Origin of the sequence: Jatrophihabitans cynanchi (assembly GCF_027247405.1) — a bacterium.
Taxonomy (GTDB): Bacteria; Actinomycetota; Actinomycetes; order Mycobacteriales; family Jatrophihabitantaceae; genus Jatrophihabitans_B; species Jatrophihabitans_B cynanchi.
Genome location: NZ_CP097463.1, coordinates 1,735,902 through 1,759,407, shown reverse-complemented (window position 1 = coordinate 1,759,407; position 23,506 = coordinate 1,735,902). Strand labels below are relative to the sequence as shown.

The following is a 23,506-nucleotide window of genomic DNA, read 5'->3' as shown; positions in this document are numbered from 1 at the left end:
ATCAGCCCTTCCCGCCCGTCGCGCCACGGTAGAGCAGCGAGCGCCACGCCATCACGAGGCCGACGACGATCAGCATGATCATCGCCATGATCATCGCGATGGTGGACCCCATCGGGTAGTCGAACTGCTGGAACGCAGCGTCGTAGGCGGCGATCGAGATGACTCGCGTCGAGCCCGCCGGATCACCCACGAGCTGTGCGGACGGGAACACCGAGAACGCGAGCACGAACGAGAGGGTGAAGGTGATCGCCAGCCCGGGGGCCAGCAGCGGCATCGTGATCCGGCGGAACCGCTGCATCGGCCCGGCGCCCAGCGTGGCCGCCGCCTTCTCCAGGCTGGGGTCGATGCCGGAGATGTAGGACAGCGTGAGCAGGAACGCGAACGGGAAGCCGGTGATCACCAGGCTCAGGAACACGCCCGTCCAGTTGTGGATCAGGGTGAGCGGGGTGTCGATGACGTGCAGCTTCAGCAGCACCCGGTTCAACCACCCGGTCGGCCCGGCGTACATGACCAGACCCTGTGCGGTCAGCACGGTACCCAGGGTGATCGGCACGACCAGGATCGTGGTGAGCGCCCGCTTGCCGCGCACCCGGCCGCGCATCAGGTAGGCGACCGGCACGGACGCGAGCACGTTCACCAGCGCGGCCGGCAGCCCGAGCCCGAGCGTGGTCCAGATCGTCTTGCGCAGGTACGGGTCGGTGAAGAACTCGCGGTAGTTCGCCAGGGCACCGCCGCCCTTCTCCGGCTGGAAGGACAGCTGCAGCCCGTACAGGAACGGGTAGAGGAACAGCACCACGATGAAGGCGACCGCCGGCAGCAGCAGCCACAGCGTGCGGTCGATGTTCCGCTCGGCCAACCGATGGCGCAGCGCGACCTTGCGCGGCGCGGGCCCGGTGGCGGTGGCGGTGCTCACGTCGCTGCCGCGGCCGGGTGCGAGCTTGCGGCTGCGGACGGCTCGCCGCTCGCGGTCCCGTCGGAGCTGGCGGCACCCGCGGGACTGACGGCACCCGCGGAACTGGCGGCACCGTCGGCACGAAACACGAGCACGCGGTGCGCGGGAACGCCGATCGTCATCGAGTCCTCGGGCGCCACCCGCTCGACGGTGCGGAAGTAGATCCGCCGGCCGGTCCGGGTCACCGCCTGCACCGACAGTTCGCGGCCGTGGTACTCGGCGATCTCGACGGTGATCTCGATGCCGTTGCCGTCCACCGCGCCGACGACGAAGTCCTCGGGACGGATCGCCGCGACCGCCGCCCGCCCGCTGGTCACCGACTCCCGGTTCGAGCCGGTGAGGGCGAGGTCGGCGCCGCGCACCGTCACCGTGTCGCCGCTGGCGCCCGTGACGTCGAGTTCGAGCAGGTTGCGGTAGCCCATGAAGCCGGCGACGTAGGCGTTCGCCGGGAAGTCGTACACCTGCTCGGGCGTCCCGCACTGCTGCATGAAGCCATCGCGCAGCACGACCAGGCGGTCGGCCATCGACAGTGCCTCCTCCTGGTCGTGCGTCACGTAGATCGTGGTGAGCCCGAGTTCCTGGTGCAGCCGCCGGATCTCCATGCGCATCTCCAGGCGCAGCTTCGCGTCCAGATTGGACAGCGGCTCGTCCATCAACACCACCGGCGGATGCAGCGCAACAGCACGGGCGATCGCGACGCGCTGCTGCTGCCCACCGGACAGCTGCCCCGGCATCTTGTGCTGGTGCTCCTCCAACTGCACCAGCCGGACCGCCTCGTCGATCCGCTTGGCGGTCTCGGCCTTCGGCACCTTGCGCATCTTCAGCCCGAAGCCGATGTTCTTGCGCACCGACATGTGCGGGAAGAGCGCGTAGTTCTGGAACACCATGCCGAACCCGCGTTGCTCCGGCGGCAACGTGTCGATCCGCCTGTCGTCCAGGTGGATCGAGCCGTCGCTGAGCGGGAGCAGCCCGGCCAGGCAGTTGAGCGCGGTCGACTTCCCGCAGCCGGACGGCCCCAGCAGCGCCACGAACTCGTGACCCTTGATCGTGAGATCGAGGTTCGACAGCGCGTGCTGGGTGCCGTACCGGCGCGACACGCCGGCCAGCCGCAGTTCCCGGAAGTGGGGATCAGTCATGGTGCTCGCCCTTTCCTGCCGGCTACTTCTTGCTGCCGACCATGCGGTTCCACTTGTCGAACGCGGCCACCTGCTGCGGTGCAGGCAGCGAGGTCTCGACGGGGTACTTGGAGATCCAGTCGGCGTACTCGGCCCGACCGTACTTCGCCAGCGTCTGCTGGCTCTTCTGCGGCGCCATGTCCAGGGTCACGCCCTTGACGGCCGGTCCGGGGTAGAAGTAGCCGTCGTCGTAGGCGATCGCCTGCTGGTCGGGCTTGAGCATCCACTTGATCAGCGCGAGGTCCGCGGCGGCGACGTCCTTCGAGACGCCCTTGGGGATCAGCGCGTACTGCGCGTCACTGACCCAGTGCATGCCGTCGAACGCGGCAACCTTCATCGTGTTCGGCACCGTGCCGAGCGCGCGCGGGTTGATGTCCCAACCGGTCGTGGACATCACCATGTCCACCGCCCCGGACGCGAGGTTCTTCATCGTCTCGGTCGTGCCGGTCGGGTAGTTCGCGGTGTACTTGCCCAACTCCTGCAGGAACGCCCAGGTCTTGTCCCAGCCCTTGTCGGGGTCCTTCGGGTCGGAGTCGCCGAGCAGGTACGGCAGGCCCATCAGCCAGGTGCGTCCCGGACCGGAGTTCGCCGGGTTGGCGTACTGGAACTTGCCGGGGTGCGCCTTGGCCCACGCGAGCAGGTCCTGCGGTGTCTTCGGCGGGTCCTGCACCTTCGCCGGGTTGTACTCGAGCAGCGGCCCGGACGGGTAGTACACGATCTCGACGCCGTAGCCCTGGGCGAGCTTCTGCATGTTCGCCGCCGGCTCCTGATAGTTGTCCATCAGGCCGGGGAAGCGGCTGTCGAAGTCCGGGAGGAGCTTGGTCAGCAAGCCCTTGTCGATGCCGGCGGACAGGCCGTCGGTGCCGCTGAGCACCAAGCTGGTGCTGACGTTTCCGCCCTGCTGCTCGGCCTGCAGCTTGCCGGCCATGCTGGGGGCGGGTGCGCTGGTGTAGGTGACGTCCTTGACGATGTCGGGGTTGGCCTTCTTGAAGTTCTCGATCATCCCCTTGCTCAGCTGCAGGTTGCCCGCGATGTCGAGGATGTTCAGCGTGACCGCGTGTGCCGGCTTGGCGGGCACCTCCGTCGGGTCCGCCGTCTTGGCCTTGCTGGAGGGCGCGCCGCATGCCGACAGCGCCAGGGCCGCGGTCGCGGCGCCGACGGCCAGCACCGCGGTGAACGTTCTTGCTCGAGCCATCTGTGCCTCTTTCTCCTCGGAGCCGGCCGCGGGAGCGGCCGGCCGGTGCCGGTCAAGCGGTGGGCGACTGCAGCGCAGTGCGGAAGGCCCGGACGTTGGTGGTGATCCGGCTCCAGTCGCCGGCCACGACGTCGGCCGGTGCGAGCACGGAACTGCCGGCGCACACGGCGAACGCGCCGGCGGCGAGGAAGGCGGCGCCGGTCTCGGTACCGACCCCGCCCGACGGCAGCAGCCGCGTTCCCGGGAACGGACCGAGCAGGTCGGCGAGGTAGCGCGGCCCACCGATACCGGCGGGGAAGATCTTGACGGCGTCGGCGCCCGCGGCGAGCGCGGCATGGACCTCGGACGGCGTGAGCGCGCCGAGGAACACGACGGCGCCCGCGTCGTGGCCGGCACGGACGATCGCGCCCGCATCCGGCGTGATCGCGGGCGTGACCAGGAACTGCGCGCCGGCATCGAGTGCGCGGCGCGCGTCGTCGGCGGTGAGCACGGTGCCGGCACCGACGCACGCGTCGAGCTCGCCCGCAACCGCCGCGGCGCGGGCCAGGTGCGTGGCCAGGTCAGGTGTGGTGAAGGTCAGCTCGAGCAGCCCGATGCCGCCGGCGGAAACCGCCCGGCACAGCGCTGCGGCGTCGGCGATGACAGGCGCCCGCACGACGGCCAGGGCGCGGTCGGCGCAGAGCCGGGCGAGTAGACGGTGCATGCGGGTCCTCCTCTCGCCCCGGTAGCCATGTGATCTGAGCCATTCAGGCAGCGCGCCCCACCGATGGCAAGCGGTTGCCATCTGTTGCCGTAGCATGGCCGCTCGCATCCTGAGGAGGTCGACCGTGGCCCGAACATCGGAGCCGGAGTCGCCGCCGGCACCGGCGATCCGTCAATCGTCGGCAGCGGCGCACGGATCGTCGTCACCGACGATCTATGACGTCGCGCGCGCCGCCGGCGTCGCGGCGTCCACCGTGTCGCGCGCGTTCTCGCGGCCCGGCCGGGTCAACGCGGCGACCGCCGAACGGATCCGGCAGATCGCGGCGGACATGGGCTATCGCACCAATCCGATGGCGCGGGCGCTGCTCACCGGCAAGACCTCGATGATCGCCCTGTTGATCTCCGACATCACCAACCCGTACTACTTCGAGATCATCCGCGGGGCTCAGGCGGCTGCCGCCGAGGCCGGCTTCACGATGCTGCTCGCCGACGCGCAGGAGTCCGACCGGTTGGAGCGGCAGGCACTGGACCGCGCGATCCCCACGGTCGAGGGCATCGTGCTCACCAGCACCCGGATGTCCGACTCGGCGATCAGGATGGCAGCCAAGCAACGCCCGACCGTCGTGCTGAACCGGGCCCTGGCCGACATCCCCTCGGTGGCCACGGACCACCGGTACGGCATGTTCCAGGCGGTGGATCACCTGTCCGCGCTGGGTCATGACCACTTCACCTACCTGGCCGGCCCGCAGGCGGCGTGGGCGGACGGGATCCGGTGGACGTCGCTGCGCGAGGTGGCCGAACAGCGCGGCTTCCGGGTGCACCGGATCGGTCCGTACGCGCCGACGGTCGAGGGCGGCGTGGCCGCGGTCGAGGACTTCCGGCAACGGCCCACCAGCGCGGTGATTGCCTACAACGACCTGGTGGCGTTGGGTTTCCTGCGCGGCATGGCGGCTGTCGGGGCCCGCGTGCCTGCCGACGTGAGCGTCATCGGCTTCGACAACATCTTCGGCACCGACCTGGTCACGCCCGGACTGACCACGGTGGCCGCGCCGCTGCGGACCCTGGGCCTGACCGCGGTCCGCAACCTGCTTGCACTGATCGACGGGGCGCACGCAACCGCGCGTGAGCCGGTGATGCTGCCGTCGAAACTGGTGATCCGCCAGTCGACCGCCCGCCGCAGCCGGCGCAGGACCGCCCCGGAGTGGGCCACCGTCAAGACGAGCGCGAGCTGGCGTGGCAACTGAATGCAACCGGTTGCCATGCCACCTTGCACTCGCGACGATGGCCCCATGACGTCGACCAGCGCGCCGTTGCGGCTCAATCCCGACCGGCTGCTGCCGCCCGACCCCGGGCTTCGCGCGATCGCACGCGGGCTCTACGAATCGGTCCGCGACCTGCCGATCCTGTCCCCGCACGGGCACGTGGACGCGCAGTTGCTCCTCGCCGACGAACCGTTCGGCGACCCGGCCAGCCTGCTGGTGGCCCCCGACCACTACGTGACCCGGCTGTTGCACGCCAGCGGCGTCCCGCTCGAGACCCTCGGCGTCGGGCGTGGGTCGCTGACCGGGGCCGAGGCGCGCGAGGCCTGGCGCCAGGTGTGCACGCACTGGCACGTGTTCCGCGGAACCCCGGTGCGGTACTGGCTCGACTCGGAGCTGTCGCAGATCTTCGGGATCACCGAGCGTCCTTCGGCGAAGAACGCCGACGACCTGTACGACCGGATCAGCGCGTGCCTTGAAGCCGACGACTTCCGGCCACGGGCGCTGTTCGCGCGCTTCGGTGTCGAGGTGCTGGCCACCACCGACGACCCGTGCGACGACCTCCGCGCCCACGAGCAGTTGGCCGCCGATCACGGCTTCGGCGGCAGGGTGATCCCGACGTTCCGACCCGACCGTTACCTGGACCCCTCGGCCGGGGGCTGGGCGGAAGCTGTCGGCGCGCTGGGAGCGGTCGCCGGCACCGACATCGGGGACTTCGCCGGTTACGTCGCCGCGCTCGAGGAGCGCCGGCGCTACTTCATCGAACACGGGGCGGTGTCCGCCGACCACGGACACGTCGACGCACGCACCGACCCGCTCGAGGTGTCCGATGCCGCCCGCATCTACCGCGCTGCGCTGGCCGGCACGGCGAGCGACGCCGAGGCGGTCGCGTTCCGCCGGCACATGCTGCTCGAGATGGCGCGGATGTCCTGCGACGACGGGCTGGTGATGACGATCCATCCCGGCGCGCTGCGCGGGCACCATCCCACGACGGCCGCGCGGTTCGGCCCGGACACCGGCCACGACATCCCGGTCCGCACCGAGTACACGCGGGCGCTGCGCCCGCTGCTGGACCGCTTCGGTGAGCACCCGAACCTGCACCTCGTGCTGTTCACTCTGGACGAGACGGTGTGGTCGCGCGAGCTCGCGCCGCTCGCCGGCTTCTACCCGTCCGTCTACGTCGGCGCGCCCTGGTGGTTCCTCGACGCGCCGGATGCCATCCGCCGCTTCCGCGACGCGGTTACCGAGACCGCCGGCTTCTCCCGGACGTCCGGATTCATCGACGACACCAGGGCGTTCTGCTCCATCCCCGCACGGCACGACATGTCGCGGCGGGTCGACTGCGGCTACCTCGCCCAGCTCGTCGCCGAGCACCGGATGGACCTGGACGAGGCGTACGAGACGGCGACCGAGCTCGTGGTCACCAACCCGCGGCGGGTGTTCAAACTGTGAGCGAGCTTGCGAGCTCACCATCGAGCACAGTGACGTCTTGGCGGCCGACGAAGGAGGCCGAGTGAGCGCGCTGGCGAGGGCGGGGCGCGCGGCGCCGCCGATCCGGCTCGCACACCTCGGGCTCGGCAACTTCTTCCGCGCCCACCAGGCCGTGTACACGGCGGCCGACGAGGGGTGGGGCTACGCGGCCTTCAGCGGCCGCAGCGCCGAACTCGCCGGCCGGCTCGATGCCCAGGGCGGCTGCTACACGCTGATCACCCGCGGCGACAGTGGTGACCGCTTCGATGTGATCGGCAGCGTCGTGCGGGCGCATGCCGCCGCCGAGCACGCTGCGTGGCTGGGGTACCTGCGCGAGCCCCGGGTCGGTGCGGTCACGCTCACCGTGACCGAGGCCGCCTACCTGCGTTCCCCGGACGGTGGCCTGGACCGTGCCGCAGTGGCCGAGGACATCGCGGCCCTGCGCGCAGACCGCGCCGCCCCGGTGCGCAGCGTCCCGGCCCGGCTCGTCGCCGGCCTGGCCGCGCGACACGCCGCCGGCGCCGGCCCGATCGCGATCGTCCCGTGCGACAACCTGCCCGACAACGGCGCGACCGTGCGGCGCGTCGTCCTGGACCTGGCCGCGGCCGTGAGCGCGCAGCTGGGCGAACAGCTCGCCGCGAGCACCTCGTTCGTCACCACGATGGTGGACCGCATCACGCCGCGCCCGACCGACGCCGACGTCAAGGCGGTGCTCGACGCGACCGGCCTGCGCGACGAATGCCCCGTCGTCACCGAGCCGTTCACCGAGTGGGTGCTGGCCGGTGAGTTCCCGGCGGGCCGTCCCGCGTGGGACACCGCGGGCGCCACCATCACCGACGACGTCGGGCCGTTCGAGCAGCGCAAGCTGTGGCTGCTCAACGGGGCGCACTCGCTGCTGGCGTACGCGGGCAGCATCCGCGGGCACCTGACCGTCGCCGAGGCGATCGCCGATCCGGCCTGCCGCGGCTGGGTCGAGCAGTGGTGGGACGAGGCAGCGCCGCACCTGAGCCAGCCGCAGCCGCAGGTGGCCGGCTACCGGGCCGCGCTGCTGCAGCGCTTCGGCAACCGAGCGATCGCTCACCGGCTGGAGCAGATCGCCGCCGACGGCTCGCAGAAGCTGCCGATCCGGGTATTGCCGGTGCTCGCCCGCGAACGCGCCGCCGGGCGCGTCCCGCAGGGCGCGACCCGGATCCTGGCCGCCTGGATCGCGCACCTGCGCGGGCGCGGCGCGCCGGTCACCGACGCCGCGGCCACGCGCGTGGTTGCGGCGGCCGCCGGCCCGCTGCCCGCCGCGGTCGGCGCGGTGCTCGAGTACCTGCAGCCGGGCATCGCTGCCGACCACGACCTGGTCGCCGCCGTGCTCGCCAAGGCCACCGAGTTCGAACCGAGTTAGCGAGGGATCAGCACATGCGCATAGTCGACGCCGAGGTGATCGTCACCTGCCCCGGCCGCAACTACGTCACGCTCGAACTGACCACCGACGACGGCATCGTCGGCTACGGCGACGCCACGCTGAACGGGCGCGAGCTCGCCGTCGAGGCCTACCTGCGCGAGCACGTCTGCCCGCTGCTGATCGGGCGCGACGCCAGCCGCATCAACGACACCTGGCAGTACCTGTACCGCGGCGCGTACTGGCGCCGCGGGCCGGTGACGATGACGGCGATCGGGGCGGTCGACGTCGCGCTGTGGGACATCGCCGGCAAGGCCGTCGGCCGGCCGGTCTACCAGTTGCTCGGCGGTGCCGCGCGCGACGGCGTCACCATCTACGGGCACGCGAGCGGCGCCGACATCGCCGAGACCGTCGCCGACGCCGCGCGGTTCCTGCAGTCCGGTTACCGCGCCGTCCGGGTGCAGGCCAAGGTGCCCGGGCTCGAGTCGACGTACGGGCTGCGTGCCGGGACCGGGCTGACCTACGAGCCCGCCGGCGGTGACCTTCCGGCCGACGAGGTGTGGGACACCGAGGCGTACCTGGACTTCGTGCCGAAGCTCGTCGCCGCGGTGCGCGACGAGCTCGGCTACGGGTTCCACCTGCTGCACGACGCGCACCACCGGCTCACGCCGCTCGAGGCCGGGCGGTTGGGCAAGGCACTCGAGCCGTACCGCATGTTCTGGATCGAGGACGCCACCCCGGCCGAGGACCAGGCCGCGTTCCGGCTGATCCGCCAGCACACCGTCACCCCGCTCGCGGTCGGCGAGGTGTTCAACACGATCTGGGACTGCCAGCAACTGATCAGCGAGCGGCTGATCGACTACATCCGCACCGCCGTGCCGCACGCGGGCGGGATCACACACACCAGGCGGATCTTCGACCTGGCCGACCTGTACGGCGTGCGCACCGGCTCGCACGGCCCCGGCGACGTGTCGCCGATCGGCATCGCGGCGGCGCTGCACCTGGACGTCTCGATCGCCAACTTCGGCATCCAGGAGTACATGTCGCACCTGGAGCCCGCCAACGAGGTCTTCACGCCCGGCTACCGCTACGCCGACGGCATGCTGCACCTGAGCGACGAGCCGGGAATCGGGGTGCGCTTCGACAAGCAGGCCGCCAAGCGCTACCCGTACCAGCGGCGGTACCTGCCGGTGAACCGGTTGCGCGACGGGTCGATGCACAACTGGTAGCGCGCGTCGCCCGTCGCGCTGCTCAGGGCAGCGCTGCTGTGAGCAGCATCCGGTGCGCGGGCGTCCCGCAGCCTGCACGCTGGATCCATGAGCGAGGACGCACGGGTGGTGCCGGGGCACCGCCTGGATGAGGAGATCTACCAGCGGCTGTTCGAGCGGCGCACGCTGCTGCTCGGCGAGCCGCTCGAACACTGGAACAGCAACCGGCTGTGCACCGGGCTGATCCTGCTCGCGGCCGAGGATCCGGTGGCCGACATCCGGCTGTTGATCAATTCGCCGGGCGGGTCGGTGCCGGGGATGCTCGCCATCCGGGACTGCATGCGCGCGATCCCGAACGACGTAGTGACGGTGAACCTCGGAATGGCTTACAGCGCCGGGCAGTTCCTGCTCAGCGCGGGCACGAAGGGCAAGCGGTACGCGACGGCACACTCGAAGGTGTTGCTGCACCAAGGGTCGGCGGGGATCGGTGGCACCGCGATGGACATCGCGATCCAGGCCGACGACCTGCGCCGCACGCGCGACACCGTGCTCGGCATCATTGCCGAGGACACCGGGCAGGAGGTCGCGGTCGTCGAACGCGACTCGCGCCGCGACCGCTGGTTCAGCGCGACGGAGGCGCTCGCCTACGGGTTCGTCGACCACCTCGTGGAACTCGGTGACGACGTCCTGCCGGCACCGCGCCGGACCGTCGGGTTGGGGGCACTGCGATGACCGCCTACACGATCCCGTACGTCACCACGCGCACCAACCTGGGCGAGCGCACCGTCGACGTCTTCAGCCGACTGCTCGCCGAGCGGGTCGTCTACCTGGGAACCGGCATCGACGACGGGGTGGCCAACGCCGTGATCGCCCAGCTGATCCATCTGGAGTCCGAGAGCCCTGACCAGCCGATCAACCTGTACATCAACTCGGCCGGCGGTTCGATCCCGGCGACGCTCGCGATCTACGACGCCATGCAGTACATCCGGCCCGCCGTCGAGACCACGTGCGTCGGGCAGGCGGCGGCGACCGCGGCGGTGCTGCTGGCCGGCGGCGCACCGGGCCGCCGGCAGATCCTGCCGCACGGCCGGGTGGTGATCCACGCCCCGGCCGCCGAGGGTCGCGGTGCGATCCCGGACCTGGTGCTGGAGGCCGACGAGGTGGAGCGCGTCCGCACCATGCTCGAGCAGATCCTCGCCGGCCACACCGGGCGCTCGCCGGAGCAGGTGCGCGAGGACACCGAGCGCGACCTGATCCTCACGCCGCAAGGGGCCGTCGACTACGGCGTCGTCGACGCGGTGCTGACCAGCCGGGCGCTGCCGGGGGCCTGAGGCGGCCACGCCTCAGGCCGGCAGCCACCTCGTCAGGCGGCCAGGCAGACCGGGCCGCGCGTCCCGGCGGCCGCGAGCCGGTGGCCCGCGCGCCGGGTGAGCTCGACGACCGACAGGCCGAGGGCACCGGACACGGCCGACAGCACCTCCGACGACGGGTCCTTGCGGCCGCGCTCGAGCTCGGACAGGTACTGCGGCGCGACGCCCGCGCGCGCGGCGACGTCGGCGATCCGCTCGCCGCGGCCGGTGCGCTCGGCGCGCAACTGCTCGCCGACCGCCTCGCGCCACAGCGGCTCGGGCTGTGTGCGGGGCGCGGGGCGCCGCCGGAACGGGACGATGTTGGTCATGGACGTCGACGCTAGCCACAAGCGGATGCGTTCGGGTACGCCAGTTCGCTCAGCGCGCAACCGCGTCAGACGTACCGGGCCACGCGGCTTGCGTGCGGTCCTAGCTGTGGCGGATCGAGATCTGCCCGTCGGCGAGGTGGACCCGGATCGTCAGCGGCGCGCCGGTCGCGCCCGCAGGTGGCAGCACCGTCTTCTGGATGTCGTACCCGTGCATGCGGTGGAACGAGCCGCCGTGCGTCTCCGCGACGGTCGTGCCGTCGACCTCGACCTCGCCCATCCGCACGTTCGCCTCGATCGTCGCGTTCAACCCGTTCGGCAGCAGCACCTTCAGCTGCCCGGCGGCCATGGTCACGTCCACCGTGCGCGGCGCGCTCAGTGTGCCGAGGCTGCGCAGGTCGAGATCGCCCTCGCCGAACGCGAGCCGGTAGTCCGAGGCGAGTGCCGACGCCGAGGTGGGCGTCCAGTCCCGCTGGCCGACTCCGTCGTGCAGCGAGGCGTGCGTGTTGCCGAAGGCGATCGTCCCGGCGAGTGCCGGGATCAGCAGCGGCGTCATCGACCACGGGGTGCGGCGTAGCGCCATCCCGACGAGCAACCCGCCGCCGACGATGCCGAGCGTGACCCAGAAGTACACCGGCACCCGGATGCCGCTCATCGCGTCGGCGATGCCCAGCGCGGTCAGCGTGAGCACGAGCGCGACGAGCACCGAGATGCGCACCGGGAACGCGCGCCGGCGCCGCTCGCGGCTGGCCTGCCGCGCCTCGTCCAGCCAGGCGCGGGTCGAGCCGACCCACTGCGGTGTACCGGCCGGCGGCCCGGCAGGTGCGTCCTTGTCCAGGCTTACCGTGGCGGCAGCACCGCCGGCCGCCGGTGCGTCGGGCAGCCGGTCGGCCGGAGGGACCCAGCTGCGGCGGCTGAACACGGCGACCAGCACGATCACGACGAGCATCACCGGGAAGAACGGCCCGGGCGCCCACCAACTGAAGGCGAGGGCCCAGAGCACCAGTCCCGCGACCACGGCCACCAACCACACCGGCACGCGGCGCAGCCGCAGCCCGGCGATGAACCGGTCGACCGGCGCGTTGGTCGCGCCGTGCTCGGGGATGGCTGCCCAGGCGATGAGGTAGGCGAGCACTCCGGCGCCGCCGAAGAACGCCGACACCGCGAACAGCACGCGGAACAGCACCGGGTCCACGCCGAAGTACTGGCCGAGGCCGCCGGCCACACCGGCACCCACGCGGTCGGTGCGGCTGCGGCGCAGGACGCGCTGGGCGGGCGGGGTCGGGTACGGCGGCATCGCCCCGGTGTCGGTCGTCGTCATGGCACCCAGGTTGCCCGCCCGGGCGGCTCCCGCGCATCGGGTTGACCCCTGAACCGCACCCTGATTCTCGACCTCAGGGCCTCACCTGATGCCGCGCGATGCGGTGGCGAGCAATCATGGACCGGTGACCACGACCGCCCCCGCCGTGCGCCGGCTCTATCGCGCCAGCGATCACGGCATCCTCGGCGGCGTCGCCGCGGGCATCGCCGAGCACCTCGGCGTCCGGCCCCGGCTGATCCGGTTCGCGTTCATCGCGCTCGCGATCTCCGGCGGGCTCGGCGTGGCGCTGTACGGCACCTACTGGATCGTGCTGCCCGTCCGTCCCGGCGCTGCGCGCTCGCGGCTGCCGACCTGGCTCGAGTACGTCATCGGCGCGGTCGTGGCCGTGGTCGTGATCGGCTCGCTGTCGTCCACCAACACGATCGGCGGCCTGTTCGCACCCACCCTGCTCGCCTGCCTGGGCGGGGCGCTGATCTGGCGGCAGGCGAGCGACCCCGAGCGGGACCGGTGGTCCCGGCTCTCGCGCACCTCGCTCAGCGCGGGGTACACCGATCGGCTCGGCCGGGTCCGGCTCGCCGCCGGGACGGTGTGCGTGGTCGCGGGGGCGGCCCTCGTGCTGGTCCGGGCCGACTTCACCGCGCTGCGTGACGGGCTGCTCGCGATGGTCGTGACCGTGGTCGGGCTGGCGCTGGTCACCGGTCCGTGGTGGATGCGCATGATGGGCCAGTTGACGGCTGAGCGCAGCGAGCGGATCCGCAGCCAGGAGCGGGCCGACATCGCCGCGCACCTGCACGACTCGGTGCTGCAGACGCTCGCCCTGATCCAGCGCAACGCCGGGTCGCCGCGCGAGGTCGCGCGGCTGGCACGCGGGCAGGAACGCGAGCTGCGCAACCTGCTGTACGGCACGCGCACCGCGTCCGGGCAGTTGGCCGACGAGCTCCGCGTGGTCGCTGCCGAGGTCGAGGATGCCTACGCGCTGTCGGTCGAGGTGGTGCTGGTCGGCGACGCGACGATGACCGACGCCCTCGCGGCCGCGGTCGCCGCGAGCCGCGAGGCGCTGGTCAACGCCGCCAAGCACGCCGGGGTGACGAGTGTTTCGCTGTACGCGGAGGTCGAGCCCGAGGCCGTCAGCATCTTCGTGAAGGATCGCGGGGTGGGCTTCGATCCGGACGCCGTCGCCGGGGACCGGCACGGCGTGCGCGGCTCGATCATCGGCCGCATCGAGCGGCATGGCGGGACGGTCGAGTTGCGTACCGCGCCCGGAACCGGAACCGAGGTGCAGTTGAGGATGCCGCGATGAGTGCACGTGTCGTGTTGGTCGACGATCATGCGATGTTCCGCGCCGGGGTGCGCGCCGAGCTGGGCGGCCAGGTCGAGGTGGTCGGGGAGGCCGGCTCGCCTGCCGAGGCGGTGGCGGTGATTCGTGCCCAGCGTCCGGACGTCGTGCTGCTGGACGTGCACATGCCCGACGGCGGCGGCCTGCTCGTGCTCGAGCAGATCGGCGACTCGCTGCCGGACACCCGCTTCCTCGCGCTGTCGGTGTCCGATGCCGCCGAGGACGTCATCGCGCTGATCCGCGCGGGTGCCCGCGGTTACGTGACCAAGACGATCTCGCCTGCCGACCTGGCCGACGCGGTACAGCGCGTCGCCGACGGGGACGTGGTGTTCAGCCCGCGGCTGGCCGGGTTCGTGCTGGACGCGTTCCGTGACGCGCCGGTCACGCCGTCGATCGACCCGGAGTTCGACCAGCTGACCCCGCGTGAGCGTGAGGTGCTGCGGCTGCTGGCGCGTGGCTATGCGTACAAGGAGATCGCGGCCGAGCTGTTCATCTCGATCAAGACGGTGGAGACGCACGCCTCGAACGTGCTGCGCAAGCTGCAGCTGTCCAGCCGGCACCAGCTCACCCGCTGGGCTGCCGACCGACGCATGCTCTGACGGCTCGGGCGGACGACCGGTCAGGCCGGCGCGCGAAGTGCCGCAACCAGCGCGGCCGGGTCCTGCGTCCCGATCACCAGGCGGTCGTACCCCTCGCCGGTGGTGGTGACGACGACGCCGGGGCCGTTGTGGTGCACCAGGACGAAGTCGTGGAAGTTCGCCCCGCCGCTGCGTCCGCGCCAGGTTCCGAGCGCGAGCTTGCCCGGGATGCCCGCGCCGGGAGCCCGCATACCGCGCAGCGCCGACATCGCGTCCTCGACAGCGGTGACCTCGCTGATCTGCTCGAGGGGAACTTCGACGTCGCGGCCGTGCAGGGCGAGTACCCGCTCGGAGACCGTCAGTTCGATCTTCAGGACGCCGCCGGCGACCGATACCTCAGCCATGTGGCGACCCTACGCGCGCCGGCTCAGCGCTGCCCGCGGCACACCTCGAGCACGGCGTCGGCGAGGTGCGCTCCGGAGCGGCCGAGCGCGCAACGGTAGGCGTCCAGGATCAGCCGCTCGCGTCCCAGTTCGACCCGCGCGCCGCCTCCGTTGATGCGGGCCGTCTGGATGCGCTTGGAGAGCCGGATCCGCTCGGCGACCAGGTTGATGATCGCGGCGTCCAGCGCGTCGATCTGGCCGCGCAGCACGGGGATGGTCTCGAGCGAGTCGTCCGTCTCGGTCGATTCGGAAACGCTGGCTGCGTTCGCAGTGCTCGCCGTTGTCATCGTGTCGTCGCCTTCTGTGCTGTTGCAGGCTCCGGATCACGAGCGCCGCGGGCCGCGCATGAAAAACGCCCCGGGGCACTCGGGCCCGGGGCGTCGGTTGGTGGGTGGTTCAGCCAGCAACGACGGGCACCGAGCTGCGGTACCCGTAGAAAAATCGGCTGGCGGTCTGTTGCACGCCGCAAGTCTGACACGCGCTCTCACCAGCTGGCAACTGCGTCCCGCATAGTGAGACGCGCTCAGGCCCCGACCTCGCCCAGCTCGGCCTCCTCCTCGGCAGCCTCGGCGTTGGTCTGCTCGATGTTGCGTTCCACGTCCGCCCGCGGCAGCCGCATCTTGACGGCGATCAGGTACACCAACGCAGACAGCGCCAGGATGACGATGAACCCCCAGCCGAAGCCGATCGAGGCGAGGTTGCCCTTGTGCGCGGACTTCTCCGGGTAGTCGCCGATCCAGCTGATCAGGCACAGTCCGCCGAGCCACGGCAGCGCCCAGCTGGCGCCCGCCGTCCAGTTCATCTCGTGCTTGGCGATGGTGCCGGTGGCCAGGAAGATCGCGAGCAGCACGAAACCGAGCCCGACCGCGGCGAACAGCTTCCAGTTGGTGTCCCAACCGGCCCAGTAGACGACCAGGTTCGAGGCGTAGAAGGCGAGGAACGGGATGACGTCGCCGAACGGGACGCGGAACGGCCGCTCGCGCTCGGGGATCTGCCGGCGCATCGCGGGCGAGCACGATCGGCCCGCTGCCGAAGGAGAGCACCGTGGCCGAGGTGATGAACGAGACCAGCTGCTGCCAGCTGGGGAACGGCAAGAACATGATCAGGCCGACGACGAACGCGAGGAACAGGCTGGGCATCGGGACGCCGCGCGCCGACACCTTCGCCAGGATCCGCGGCGCGTTCCCGTTGCGCGCCATCGCGTAGGACAGCCGGCCGGTGACGGTCGTGTAGATCAGGCCGGTGTCGCCGGGGGAGATGATCGCGTCGATGTACAGCAGCGTCGCCAGCCAGCCGAGCCCGATCGCCGAGGCGATGAAGGCCAGCGGGCCGAACCCCTCGGCAAGGTTGCCGCTGAGGTTCCCCCAGCCGTGCGTCAGGGCGCCCGGGTCGAGCGCGGCGATGAACGCCACCTGCAGCAGGATGTAGATGACGCCTGTGATGAGCACCGATCCGATCACGGCGATCGGGATATTGCGGCGCGGGTTGCTCGACTCGCCGGCGAGCTCGATCCCCTGCCGAAAGCCCAGGTAGGAGAACACGATGCCGCCGGTGGCGATTGCGGTGAGCATGCCGTGCGCGCCGTCGGTCGCGAAGCCATGGCTGGTGAAGTTGGACCCGTGGAACTCGGTGACCATGAACGCCACCACGACCAGCGTGATCATCCCCAGCTTCCACCACACGGCGACGTTGTTCACCCGCGCGAACCAGCGGACACCGAAGTAGTTGATCAAGACGAATGCGGCCATCGCGATCACGGCGATCACGTAGCCCAGCCCGGTCAGCGGGTGGGTGTCTGTCGCCTTGTCGTAGCTGGTCAGCGGCGCGTACTTGGTCGCGTACTGCAGCGCGCCCTCGACCTCGATCGGGGCGACGGCAGCGGCTGCGACCCAGTTGACCCAGCCCATCGAGTAGCTGGCGAACGAGCCGAAGGACAGGTGCGGGAAGCGGATCACGCCTCCGGACAGCGGGAACATGGTGCCGAGTTCGGCGTAGGTCAGGCCGATCAGGATGATCATGACCGCGCCGATGAGCCAGGAGAAGATCGCGGCCGGGCCGGCGATCGTCGACGCCTTGAGCGCGCCGAACAGCCAGCCGGAGCCGATGATCGAGCCGACACTGGCGAACAGCAGCCCGACGACGCCGATGTCACGCCGCATACCGGTGCCGGTCTGCTCACCGGGCGGGTTCTTCTCCATGACTGCCATGCGAGACCTCCATCGGGCGAATCATCTCAAATGCGTCCTTCCCGATAGTGCTCGTATCCGACACCAAATGGCAGCAGGCGGGACTGACGGTGCCCGCACGTAGGCTTGATGCCGAGATGACCACAGACCTCGACAGCCTGTTCGATCTGCCGCCCGCAGGGGCGCAGCGAGGGCCGCACACCCGCCTGGCCGTCGACCCGGCGACGTTGCTCGAGGGCCTGAACCCGCAGCAGCGGGCCGCGGTCCTGCACCAGGGCGGCCCGCTGCTCATCGTGGCCGGGGCCGGCTCGGGAAAGACCCGGGTGCTCACCAACCGGATCGCGTACCTGCTGGCCGAGCGTGGCGCCACGCCCGGCCAGATCCTGGCGATCACGTTCACCAACAAGGCCGCCGGCGAGATGAAGGAGCGGGTGGCCGCACTGGTCGGGCCGCGGGCCCGGTCGATGTGGGTCAGCACGTTCCACTCGATGTGCGTGCGGATCCTGCGCGCCGAGGCGAAGACGATCGGTCTCAAGACGTCGTTCTCGATCTACGATGCCGACGACTCGAAGCGGCTGATGACCATGGTCGGACGCGACCTGGACCTCGACCCCAAGCGCTACCCGGCGCGGTCGCTGTCGGCGCAGGTCAGCAACCTGAAGAACGAACTGGTCACCCCGCAGGCGTGGGCGGAACAGGCGTCGAACGCCCACGAGAAGGTGCTGGCCGAGGCTTACGCCCGGTACCAGCGGCGGCTGGAGGACGCGCACGCCCTGGATTTCGACGACCTGATCATGCGCACCGTGCGGCTGCTGCAGGACCACGCCGACGTCGCCGAGCACTACCTGCGCCGGTTCCGGCACGTGCTGGTCGACGAGTACCAGGACACCAACCACGCCCAGTACGTCCTCGTCCGCGAACTCACCCAGGCGGTGGAGGGGCTCGGGGCGGCCGAACTCGCCGTGGTGGGTGACGCCGACCAGTCGATCTACGCCTTCCGCGGCGCGACGATCCGCAACATCCTGGAGTTCGAGCGCGACTACCCGAACGCCACCACGATCTTGCTGGAGCAGAACTACCGCTCGACGCAGACGATCCTGTCCGCGGCCAACGCGGTCATCGCGCGCAACCCGGACCGCAGGCCGAAGAACCTGTGGTCCGAGGCGGGCGCGGGCGAGCAGATCCAGGGCTACGTCGCCGAGAACGAGCACGACGAGGCCGCCTGGGTGGCGCAGCAGATCGACGCGCTCGCCGACGACCACGACGTGAAACCGTCGGACGTCGCGATCTTCTACCGCACCAACGCGCAGTCACGGGTGTTCGAGGAGGTGTTCATCCGGGTCGGGCTGCCGTACAAGGTCGTCGGCGGCGTGCGCTTCTACGAGCGCAAGGAGGTCCGCGACGCGCTCGCCTACCTGCGGGTGATCGCCAACCCGGACGACGTGGTGTCGCTGCGCCGGATCCTGAACACGCCGCGGCGCGGGATCGGTGACCGCGCCGAGGCGTGCGTCGAGGTGCTGGCCGAACAGGAGCGGATCTCCTTCGGTGCCGCGCTCGAACGCGCCGACGAGGCGTTCGGCATCGCGGTGCGCTCACTGAACGCGATCGGCGAGTTCACCGCGCTGCTCACCGAGTTGCGCGGCGTGCTGGCCGGCCCCGACGGCACCCCGTCCTCGATCCTGGAGGCCGTGCTCGACCGCACCGGCTACCTCGCCGAACTGGAGGCCAGCCGTGACCCCCAGGACGAGGGCCGCGTCGACAACCTGCGCGAGTTGGTCAGCGTCGCGCGCGAGTTCGAGGAGCAGCGCGCCGGCAGCGACGAGGCGACGTCACTGGTCGCGTTCCTGGAGCAGGTGTCGCTCGTCGCGGACGCGGACTCGGTCCCGGACCGGGACGGGGGAGTCGCCACGCTGATGACGCTGCACACCGCCAAGGGCCTGGAGTTCCCGGTCGTCTTCCTCACCGGGCTGGAGGACGGCGTGTTCCCGCACCTGCGCACGCTGGGCGATCCGGCCGAGCTGGCCGAGGAGCGCAGGCTCGCCTACGTCGGGATCACCAGGGCGCAGCAGCGGCTGTACCTGTCCCGTGCGCTGGCCCGCTCGGCGTGGGGGGCACCGTCGTGGAACCCGCCGTCGCGGTTCCTGGACGAGGTGCCGGCCGAGCTCGCGGTCTGGACGGGCGCGGTGGGGCGCCAGCCGTTCGCGGCCGGCTACGACGACGACGTCCCGTCGCGGTACGGCGATCACGGCTACCGCGCGACGCCCCGGCGCTCGGCCCAGGAGCAGGTCGCGTCGTCGCGGCTGGCGCCGGGCGGCCGTGGCCTGCGCGGCGGCGCGGGCGACCGGGCGATCCCGTCGCTGGACGTGGGCGACCGGGTCACCCACGACGCGTGGGGGCTGGGCACCGTGGTCGCCACTCGTGGCGCCGGCGACGGCGCGCAGGCCCAGGTCGACTTCGGCAGCGAGGGGTTGCGCTGGCTGATGCTGCGCTACGCCCCCGTCCAGAAGCTGTAACCCCCGGCACTGCGCCCGCGAGGCTCGGCGCACCGCGACAGGGAGCTGAACTCAAGACGTGCTGAGGTTCAGGTTCGCAGCGGTGAATCGGCGGGCTGCAGGTGATCGGCGTCCAGATCGAAGGTGATCTCGACGTGGTGGGCGGTGTTGCGCCGGGGCATTCGATCCGGGTCGATCCAGGGCGGCGGAATCCAGTTCGGGACCTTGTCGATCATCTGGCAGGTCCAGCCCGCGTTCTCATGGTTGTCGTGGTGGAAGTCGCACGCGAGCGTCATTTCGTCGATGTCGGTGCGGCCGCCGTCGACCCATGGCGTGACGTGGTGGACCTCGCACCAGGCGGGTGGGACGGTGCAGTTCGGGAACGAGCAACCTCCGTCTCGGGCGGCGAGGGCGCGCCGTTGTGACGGCGTGGCGTAGCGGCGGGTCCTTCCGTAGGCGAGGACCCCGCCGGCGTCGTCCAGCACCACCGGGATGATCTCGGCCTCGGCGGCCAGATGCAGCAGTTCGGTGACGCTCATCGCGTCGCCGTGTGCGGTGTCTGCGAAGCCGGTCCGATCGCGCAGATCCTTGGCGGGGACGGTGACCTGCACGGTGGCGGGTGCGCCGCCACAGTCCGGCAGCGTGCCCGAGCGCAGCAGCCGCTTGCCTGCTTCGTAGAGCGCGTCGTGCCGCCGTTGTGCCGCACTGCGGTCATCACGTTGGTGCTCGGTGCTCGGTCGTGGCGCGGCCAGGGAGTCGAAGATCGCCTGCCATACCGCGGTCGCGGCGGGGTGAGGTGTCCGCGCAGTTCGCTGGAGCCGTCCGGGTTCGGGCAGATCGTGACGCCGCGACGGCGGTGGTTCTCCCGATCGCGCGGCTCCGGACCGTCCGGGTCGAGCCGCGCCTTGAGCCGCTGGACCGCGCGGGCCAGTTGCAGGGGATCGAGCTGCTCGGCGTGCTCGACGAGGCACTGCTCGAGCACGCCGCCGAATTCGCGGTCACACTCGGCCGGCAGCCACAGCAGCAGGTCACGGATCACCTTTGCGTGCGCGGTGGAGATCCGCCCGGCACGCTGGGCGGCGGTCACCGCCGGGCACAGCGGCGCGAGCAGTTCGCCGGAGAGGGCGCGGCGCTCGGTCAGCTCACGCGCTGCTCCGACGCGTGCCTTCGCCTCGCGCGGGTGCAGGTGCAGCAGGTCGTGCAGCAGCGTCGCGGTGTTCGCGCAGCCGAGTTCGCCGGCCAGGCTCCGCTCGTCCAGCTCGGCCACCACCCGATGTTCGACCGCAGGCAGCCGGCGTGCCTGCTGCTCGAGCTCGCGGGTCAGCTCCACCAGCTGATCGCCGGTCAGCGCGGTGAGCGTGGAATCGAGCAACGCATCGACACCGGCGCGGATCGAGGCGATCGCTACGGAGGCATCGAGCTTGTCGAACATGTGTTGGAATGTAGCCCGAGGGTACGACAAAAACGCGCGGTGATCAGCTGCTCGGCAGGTGATCGAGGACTGCCCTGGCCAGCTCGTTGACCGGAGCCTCGGCGCTGACCCGCACGCAGTCCCCGACCCACGGTTCGTACGAGGCTGCGCGTTGCCGAACGTCCTCCCAGGTCGGCTCCGGCACGTGAGCGTGCCTGTGCCCACGGCCCTCCAGACGACGGCGATGTTCCGCGGCGTCGTCCAGGGTGAGCAGCACGAAGAACAACGCCACGCCGGAGCGTGTGGCTGCGCTGCGCCACGTGTCCCGGGCGAGCTCGCTGTCGTTGACGGCGTCCACGATCACCGTCCGCCCGAGGACGAGGTTCTGCTCGGCAGCCGCCCTCGCAACCTCGTATGCCGCCACGCCCGTCCGCCATGACGGCGGGAACCCCGATCCGAGCAGCGCGTCCTCGATGGGGTCGATCGACAACCGGACACCGTCGAGCTCCCGGGCGACTTCGGCAGCGACCGCGGACTTTCCCGTGCCGGGCAGACCAGAGATCACGATGAGCACCTGTCCTACTCTGCCTGCTGTCCGAGCCGGACTACCGGAGCAGCGCGGTGAATGTCCCGCCGGCGATGAGATCGGCCTCTTGCGAACGTCCAAGTTCGCGAGGAGGTCTCATGCACTCGTTGCCGAGCCGGGCGATGGATCCGCTCTCGCCGGCCTGCCCGGAGTCGTTGCCGTGCCGCGTCGAGGACGTCGAACTGTGGTTCGCCGAGAGCCCGGTCCGGCTCGAGGCGGCCAAGGCGTTCTGCCGGCCCTGCCCGGCCCGCGCCGGTTGCCTGTCGGGTGCGCTCGAACGGCGCGAGCCGTGGGGGGTGTGGGGCGGCGAGATCGTGGTCGAGGGCGTGATCGTCGCGGTCAAGCGACCGCGCGGCCGCCCCCGCAAGACCGACCGCGACGCCGCCGCCTGAGCCGCGGGGCATACGCTCCATTGCGTGGCCGAACGCATCAGGATCGTCATCGCCAAGCCCGGGCTGGACGGGCACGATCGCGGAGCGAAGGTGATCGCTCGCGCACTGCGCGACGCAGGCATGGAGGTCGTCTACACCGGCCTGCACCAGACTCCGGAACAGATCGTGCAGACAGTGATCCAGGAGGACGCCGACGCGGTCGGGCTGTCCGTGCTGTCCGGCGCGCACATGACGCTGTTCGCCAGGACCCTCGAACTGCTCAGCCAGAACAACGTCGAGGACGTCGTGGTGTTCGGCGGCGGCATCATCCCGGACGCCGACATCCCCGCGCTCGAAAAGTCCGGCGTGGCCAAGGTCTTCACGCCCGGGGCGACGATGGACGAGGTCGTGCAGTGGGTCAGGGCGAACGTCGGCGGTTCGTGAATCCAGTCTCACGAGCGCGTCGGTTCGTCCCGGTACTGGTTAGGCTCCGGGCGGGTTTCAGCGAAGTTCGCAACACGACACAACCGCGAGAACGGACGTAACAGCGTGGATCTGTTCGAGTACCAGGCCAAGCAACTGTTCAGTGAGTACGGCGTACCGGTGGGCCTCGGCGAGGTGGCCGACACCCCCGAGCAGGCGCAGGCGATCGCCGAGCGCATCGGCGGCGTGACCGTCGTCAAGGCGCAGGTCAAGATCGGCGGCCGCGGCAAGGCCGGCGGCGTGAAGGTGGCCAAGACGCCAGCGGACGCCCGGGCCAACGCCGAGGCGATCCTGGGCATGGACATCAAGGGGCACACCGTGCACCGGGTGCTCGTCGACCCGGGCGCGGACATCAAGGAGGAGTACTACGTCTCCTACCTGCTCGATCGCGCCAACCGGACGTTCCTGGCGATGGCGTCCTACGAGGGCGGCATGGAGATCGAGCAGCTCGCGGTCGAGCGTCCGGACGCACTGGCGAAGGTGCCGATCGACGCCAACCAGGGCGTCGATGTGGCCAAAGCCCGCGAGATCGCGCAGGCCGCGAAGTTCCCCGCCGACCTGATCGACCCGGTGGCCGACGTGCTCGTGAAGCTGTGGGACGCGTTTGTGGGCGCGGACGCCACGCTGGTCGAGGTGAATCCCCTTGCGCGAGTCGGGTCAGGGGACGTCGTCGCGCTCGACGGCAAGGTCACGCTGGACGACAACGCGAACTTCCGCCAGTCGCGCAACGCCGGCCTGGTCGACGTCGCGGCCACCGATCCCCTCGAGCAGAAGGCGAAGGAGAAGCACCTCAACTACGTCAAGCTCGACGGAGAGGTCGGGATCATCGGCAACGGCGCCGGCCTGGTCATGTCCACACTCGACGTGGTCGCCTACGCCGGTGAGAAGCACGGCGGCGTGAAGCCCGCGAACTTCCTCGACATCGGCGGTGGCGCGAGCGCCGAGGTGATGGCCAACGGACTGGACATCATCCTCAACGACCCTGCGGTGCGCAGCGTGTTCGTGAACGTGTTCGGCGGCATCACCGCGTGCGATGCGGTCGCCAACGGTATCGTCGGCGCGCTGCAGACCCTGGGCGACGAGGCGAACAAGCCGCTGGTCGTCCGGCTGGACGGCAACAACGTCGTCGAGGGACGGCGGATCCTGACCGAGGCCGCCCACCCGCTGGTCACGCTGGTCGACACCATGGACGCCGCGGCCGACAAGGCCGCCGAGCTCGCCAACCAGGGAGCGTAAGGCAATGGCAACTGCGAATGACGCTTGCGGAGTGAGC

At 70.8% G+C, this 23,506-nt stretch carries 22 protein-coding genes and 2 pseudogenes; 12 read left to right on the top strand and 12 right to left on the bottom strand.

Features of this window, described 5'->3' with window-relative positions; translation table 11 throughout:
- Window position 1: 1 nt before the first annotated feature.
- Genes M6B22_RS08440 through M6B22_RS08425 form a run of 4 tightly spaced genes read right to left on the bottom strand, consistent with a single transcriptional unit; the run spans window position 2 to window position 4,025 of the window.
- Window positions 2-913, bottom strand: a complete 912-nt coding sequence (locus M6B22_RS08440) for an ABC transporter permease (protein WP_269445327.1) — start codon at window positions 911-913, stop codon at window positions 2-4.
- Window positions 910-2,088: an ABC transporter ATP-binding protein gene (locus M6B22_RS08435; RefSeq protein ID WP_269445326.1), complete on the bottom strand. Its 1,179-nt coding sequence runs from the start codon at window positions 2,086-2,088 to the stop codon at window positions 910-912. Before M6B22_RS08435 ends, M6B22_RS08440 begins: the two co-directional genes overlap by 4 nt.
- A gap of 22 nt (window positions 2,089-2,110) precedes the next feature.
- Window positions 2,111-3,322: an extracellular solute-binding protein gene (locus tag M6B22_RS08430; RefSeq protein ID WP_269445325.1), complete on the bottom strand. Its 1,212-nt coding sequence runs from the start codon at window positions 3,320-3,322 to the stop codon at window positions 2,111-2,113.
- 52 nt (window positions 3,323-3,374) lie between these two features.
- Window positions 3,375-4,025, bottom strand: a complete 651-nt coding sequence (locus M6B22_RS08425; protein WP_269445324.1) for a bifunctional 4-hydroxy-2-oxoglutarate aldolase/2-dehydro-3-deoxy-phosphogluconate aldolase — start codon at window positions 4,023-4,025, stop codon at window positions 3,375-3,377.
- A 124-nt stretch (window positions 4,026-4,149) separates the two neighbouring features.
- Between M6B22_RS08425 and M6B22_RS08420 the strand changes: the two genes are divergently transcribed.
- The 6 genes from M6B22_RS08420 (at window position 4,150) to M6B22_RS08395 (ending at window position 10,682) form a co-directional block, all read left to right on the top strand.
- Entirely contained in the window at window positions 4,150-5,268 is a 1,119-nt protein-coding gene (locus M6B22_RS08420) for a LacI family DNA-binding transcriptional regulator (RefSeq protein ID WP_269445323.1), read from the top strand.
- 45 nt (window positions 5,269-5,313) lie between these two features.
- Complete coding sequence (uxaC, locus tag M6B22_RS08415; RefSeq protein WP_269445322.1) at window positions 5,314-6,735, top strand: glucuronate isomerase; 1,422 nt, start codon at window positions 5,314-5,316, stop codon at window positions 6,733-6,735.
- 61 nt (window positions 6,736-6,796) lie between these two features.
- On the top strand, window positions 6,797-8,146 hold the full coding sequence (locus tag M6B22_RS08410) for a mannitol dehydrogenase family protein (RefSeq protein WP_269445321.1): 1,350 nt from the start codon (window positions 6,797-6,799) through the stop codon (window positions 8,144-8,146).
- A gap of 14 nt (window positions 8,147-8,160) precedes the next feature.
- Complete coding sequence (manD, locus tag M6B22_RS08405; RefSeq protein ID WP_269445320.1) at window positions 8,161-9,372, top strand: D-mannonate dehydratase ManD; 1,212 nt, start codon at window positions 8,161-8,163, stop codon at window positions 9,370-9,372.
- 87 nt (window positions 9,373-9,459) lie between these two features.
- Complete coding sequence (locus M6B22_RS08400; RefSeq protein WP_269445319.1) at window positions 9,460-10,083, top strand: ClpP family protease; 624 nt, start codon at window positions 9,460-9,462, stop codon at window positions 10,081-10,083.
- On the top strand, window positions 10,080-10,682 hold the full coding sequence (locus tag M6B22_RS08395) for a ClpP family protease (RefSeq protein ID WP_269445318.1): 603 nt from the start codon (window positions 10,080-10,082) through the stop codon (window positions 10,680-10,682). Before M6B22_RS08400 ends, M6B22_RS08395 begins: the two co-directional genes overlap by 4 nt.
- A 32-nt stretch (window positions 10,683-10,714) precedes the next feature.
- Here M6B22_RS08395 and M6B22_RS08390 read toward each other — a convergent pair whose 3' ends face one another.
- The gene (locus tag M6B22_RS08390; RefSeq protein WP_269445317.1) at window positions 10,715-11,029 is read right to left on the bottom strand and encodes a helix-turn-helix domain-containing protein; all 315 of its coding nucleotides are present in this window, start codon (window positions 11,027-11,029) and stop codon (window positions 10,715-10,717) included.
- Window positions 11,030-12,182: 1,153 nt separating this feature from the next.
- Window positions 12,183-12,323, bottom strand: a pseudogene (locus M6B22_RS22130) (PspC domain-containing protein); the annotation flags it as partial.
- Window positions 12,324-12,471: 148 nt separating this feature from the next.
- Here M6B22_RS22130 and M6B22_RS08380 point away from each other — a divergent pair.
- Window positions 12,472-13,647 (top strand): ATP-binding protein, encoded by a 1,176-nt coding sequence (locus M6B22_RS08380; protein WP_269445315.1) that lies wholly within the window; start codon window positions 12,472-12,474, stop codon window positions 13,645-13,647.
- Window positions 13,644-14,282, top strand: coding sequence for a response regulator (locus tag M6B22_RS08375; protein ID WP_269445314.1), 639 nt, complete (start codon window positions 13,644-13,646; stop codon window positions 14,280-14,282). The genes M6B22_RS08380 and M6B22_RS08375 overlap by 4 nt, the downstream gene beginning before the upstream one ends.
- Window positions 14,283-14,302: 20 nt before the next feature.
- On the opposite strand, the gene M6B22_RS08370 is transcribed toward M6B22_RS08375, so the two are convergent.
- The 3 genes from M6B22_RS08370 to M6B22_RS08360 are packed head-to-tail and all read right to left on the bottom strand — an operon-like array spanning window position 14,303 to window position 16,911.
- The gene (locus tag M6B22_RS08370) at window positions 14,303-14,665 is read right to left on the bottom strand and encodes a hypothetical protein (RefSeq protein WP_269445313.1); all 363 of its coding nucleotides are present in this window, start codon (window positions 14,663-14,665) and stop codon (window positions 14,303-14,305) included.
- A gap of 23 nt (window positions 14,666-14,688) precedes the next feature.
- Window positions 14,689-14,991, bottom strand: coding sequence for a chorismate mutase (locus M6B22_RS08365; RefSeq protein WP_269445312.1), 303 nt, complete (start codon window positions 14,989-14,991; stop codon window positions 14,689-14,691).
- Window positions 14,992-15,027: 36 nt separating this feature from the next.
- Window positions 15,028-16,911, bottom strand: coding sequence for an APC family permease (locus tag M6B22_RS08360; protein ID WP_269445311.1), 1,884 nt, complete (start codon window positions 16,909-16,911; stop codon window positions 15,028-15,030).
- A 116-nt stretch (window positions 16,912-17,027) separates the two neighbouring features.
- Here M6B22_RS08360 and pcrA point away from each other — a divergent pair, with 116 nt between their 5' ends.
- Window positions 17,028-19,403 (top strand): DNA helicase PcrA, encoded by a 2,376-nt coding sequence (gene pcrA, locus M6B22_RS08355; protein WP_269445310.1) that lies wholly within the window; start codon window positions 17,028-17,030, stop codon window positions 19,401-19,403.
- A 68-nt stretch (window positions 19,404-19,471) separates the two neighbouring features.
- Here pcrA and M6B22_RS21985 read toward each other — a convergent pair whose 3' ends face one another.
- From M6B22_RS21985 to M6B22_RS08345, 3 genes and pseudogenes are all read right to left on the bottom strand, one after another.
- Complete coding sequence (locus M6B22_RS21985; RefSeq protein ID WP_331459811.1) at window positions 19,472-19,864, bottom strand: HNH endonuclease signature motif containing protein; 393 nt, start codon at window positions 19,862-19,864, stop codon at window positions 19,472-19,474.
- Window positions 19,838-20,814 (bottom strand): annotated as a pseudogene (locus M6B22_RS08350) (DUF222 domain-containing protein); the annotation flags it as partial. The gene M6B22_RS21985 and the pseudogene M6B22_RS08350, both read right to left, overlap by 27 nt.
- A gap of 43 nt (window positions 20,815-20,857) precedes the next feature.
- Window positions 20,858-21,367 (bottom strand): AAA family ATPase, encoded by a 510-nt coding sequence (locus tag M6B22_RS08345; RefSeq protein WP_269445309.1) that lies wholly within the window; start codon window positions 21,365-21,367, stop codon window positions 20,858-20,860.
- A gap of 110 nt (window positions 21,368-21,477) precedes the next feature.
- Here M6B22_RS08345 and M6B22_RS08340 point away from each other — a divergent pair, with 110 nt between their 5' ends.
- The 3 genes from M6B22_RS08340 (at window position 21,478) to sucC (ending at window position 23,469) form a co-directional block, all read left to right on the top strand.
- Window positions 21,478-21,771, top strand: a complete 294-nt coding sequence (locus M6B22_RS08340) for a WhiB family transcriptional regulator (protein ID WP_269445308.1) — start codon at window positions 21,478-21,480, stop codon at window positions 21,769-21,771.
- 24 nt (window positions 21,772-21,795) lie between these two features.
- Complete coding sequence (locus tag M6B22_RS08335) at window positions 21,796-22,194, top strand: cobalamin B12-binding domain-containing protein (RefSeq protein WP_269445307.1); 399 nt, start codon at window positions 21,796-21,798, stop codon at window positions 22,192-22,194.
- 105 nt (window positions 22,195-22,299) lie between these two features.
- Window positions 22,300-23,469 carry an ADP-forming succinate--CoA ligase subunit beta gene (sucC, locus tag M6B22_RS08330; RefSeq protein ID WP_269445306.1) on the top strand — a complete coding sequence of 390 codons (1,170 nt, stop codon included), beginning with the start codon at window positions 22,300-22,302 and terminating at the stop codon, window positions 23,467-23,469.
- The last annotated feature ends 37 nt before the right edge of the window (window positions 23,470-23,506 follow it).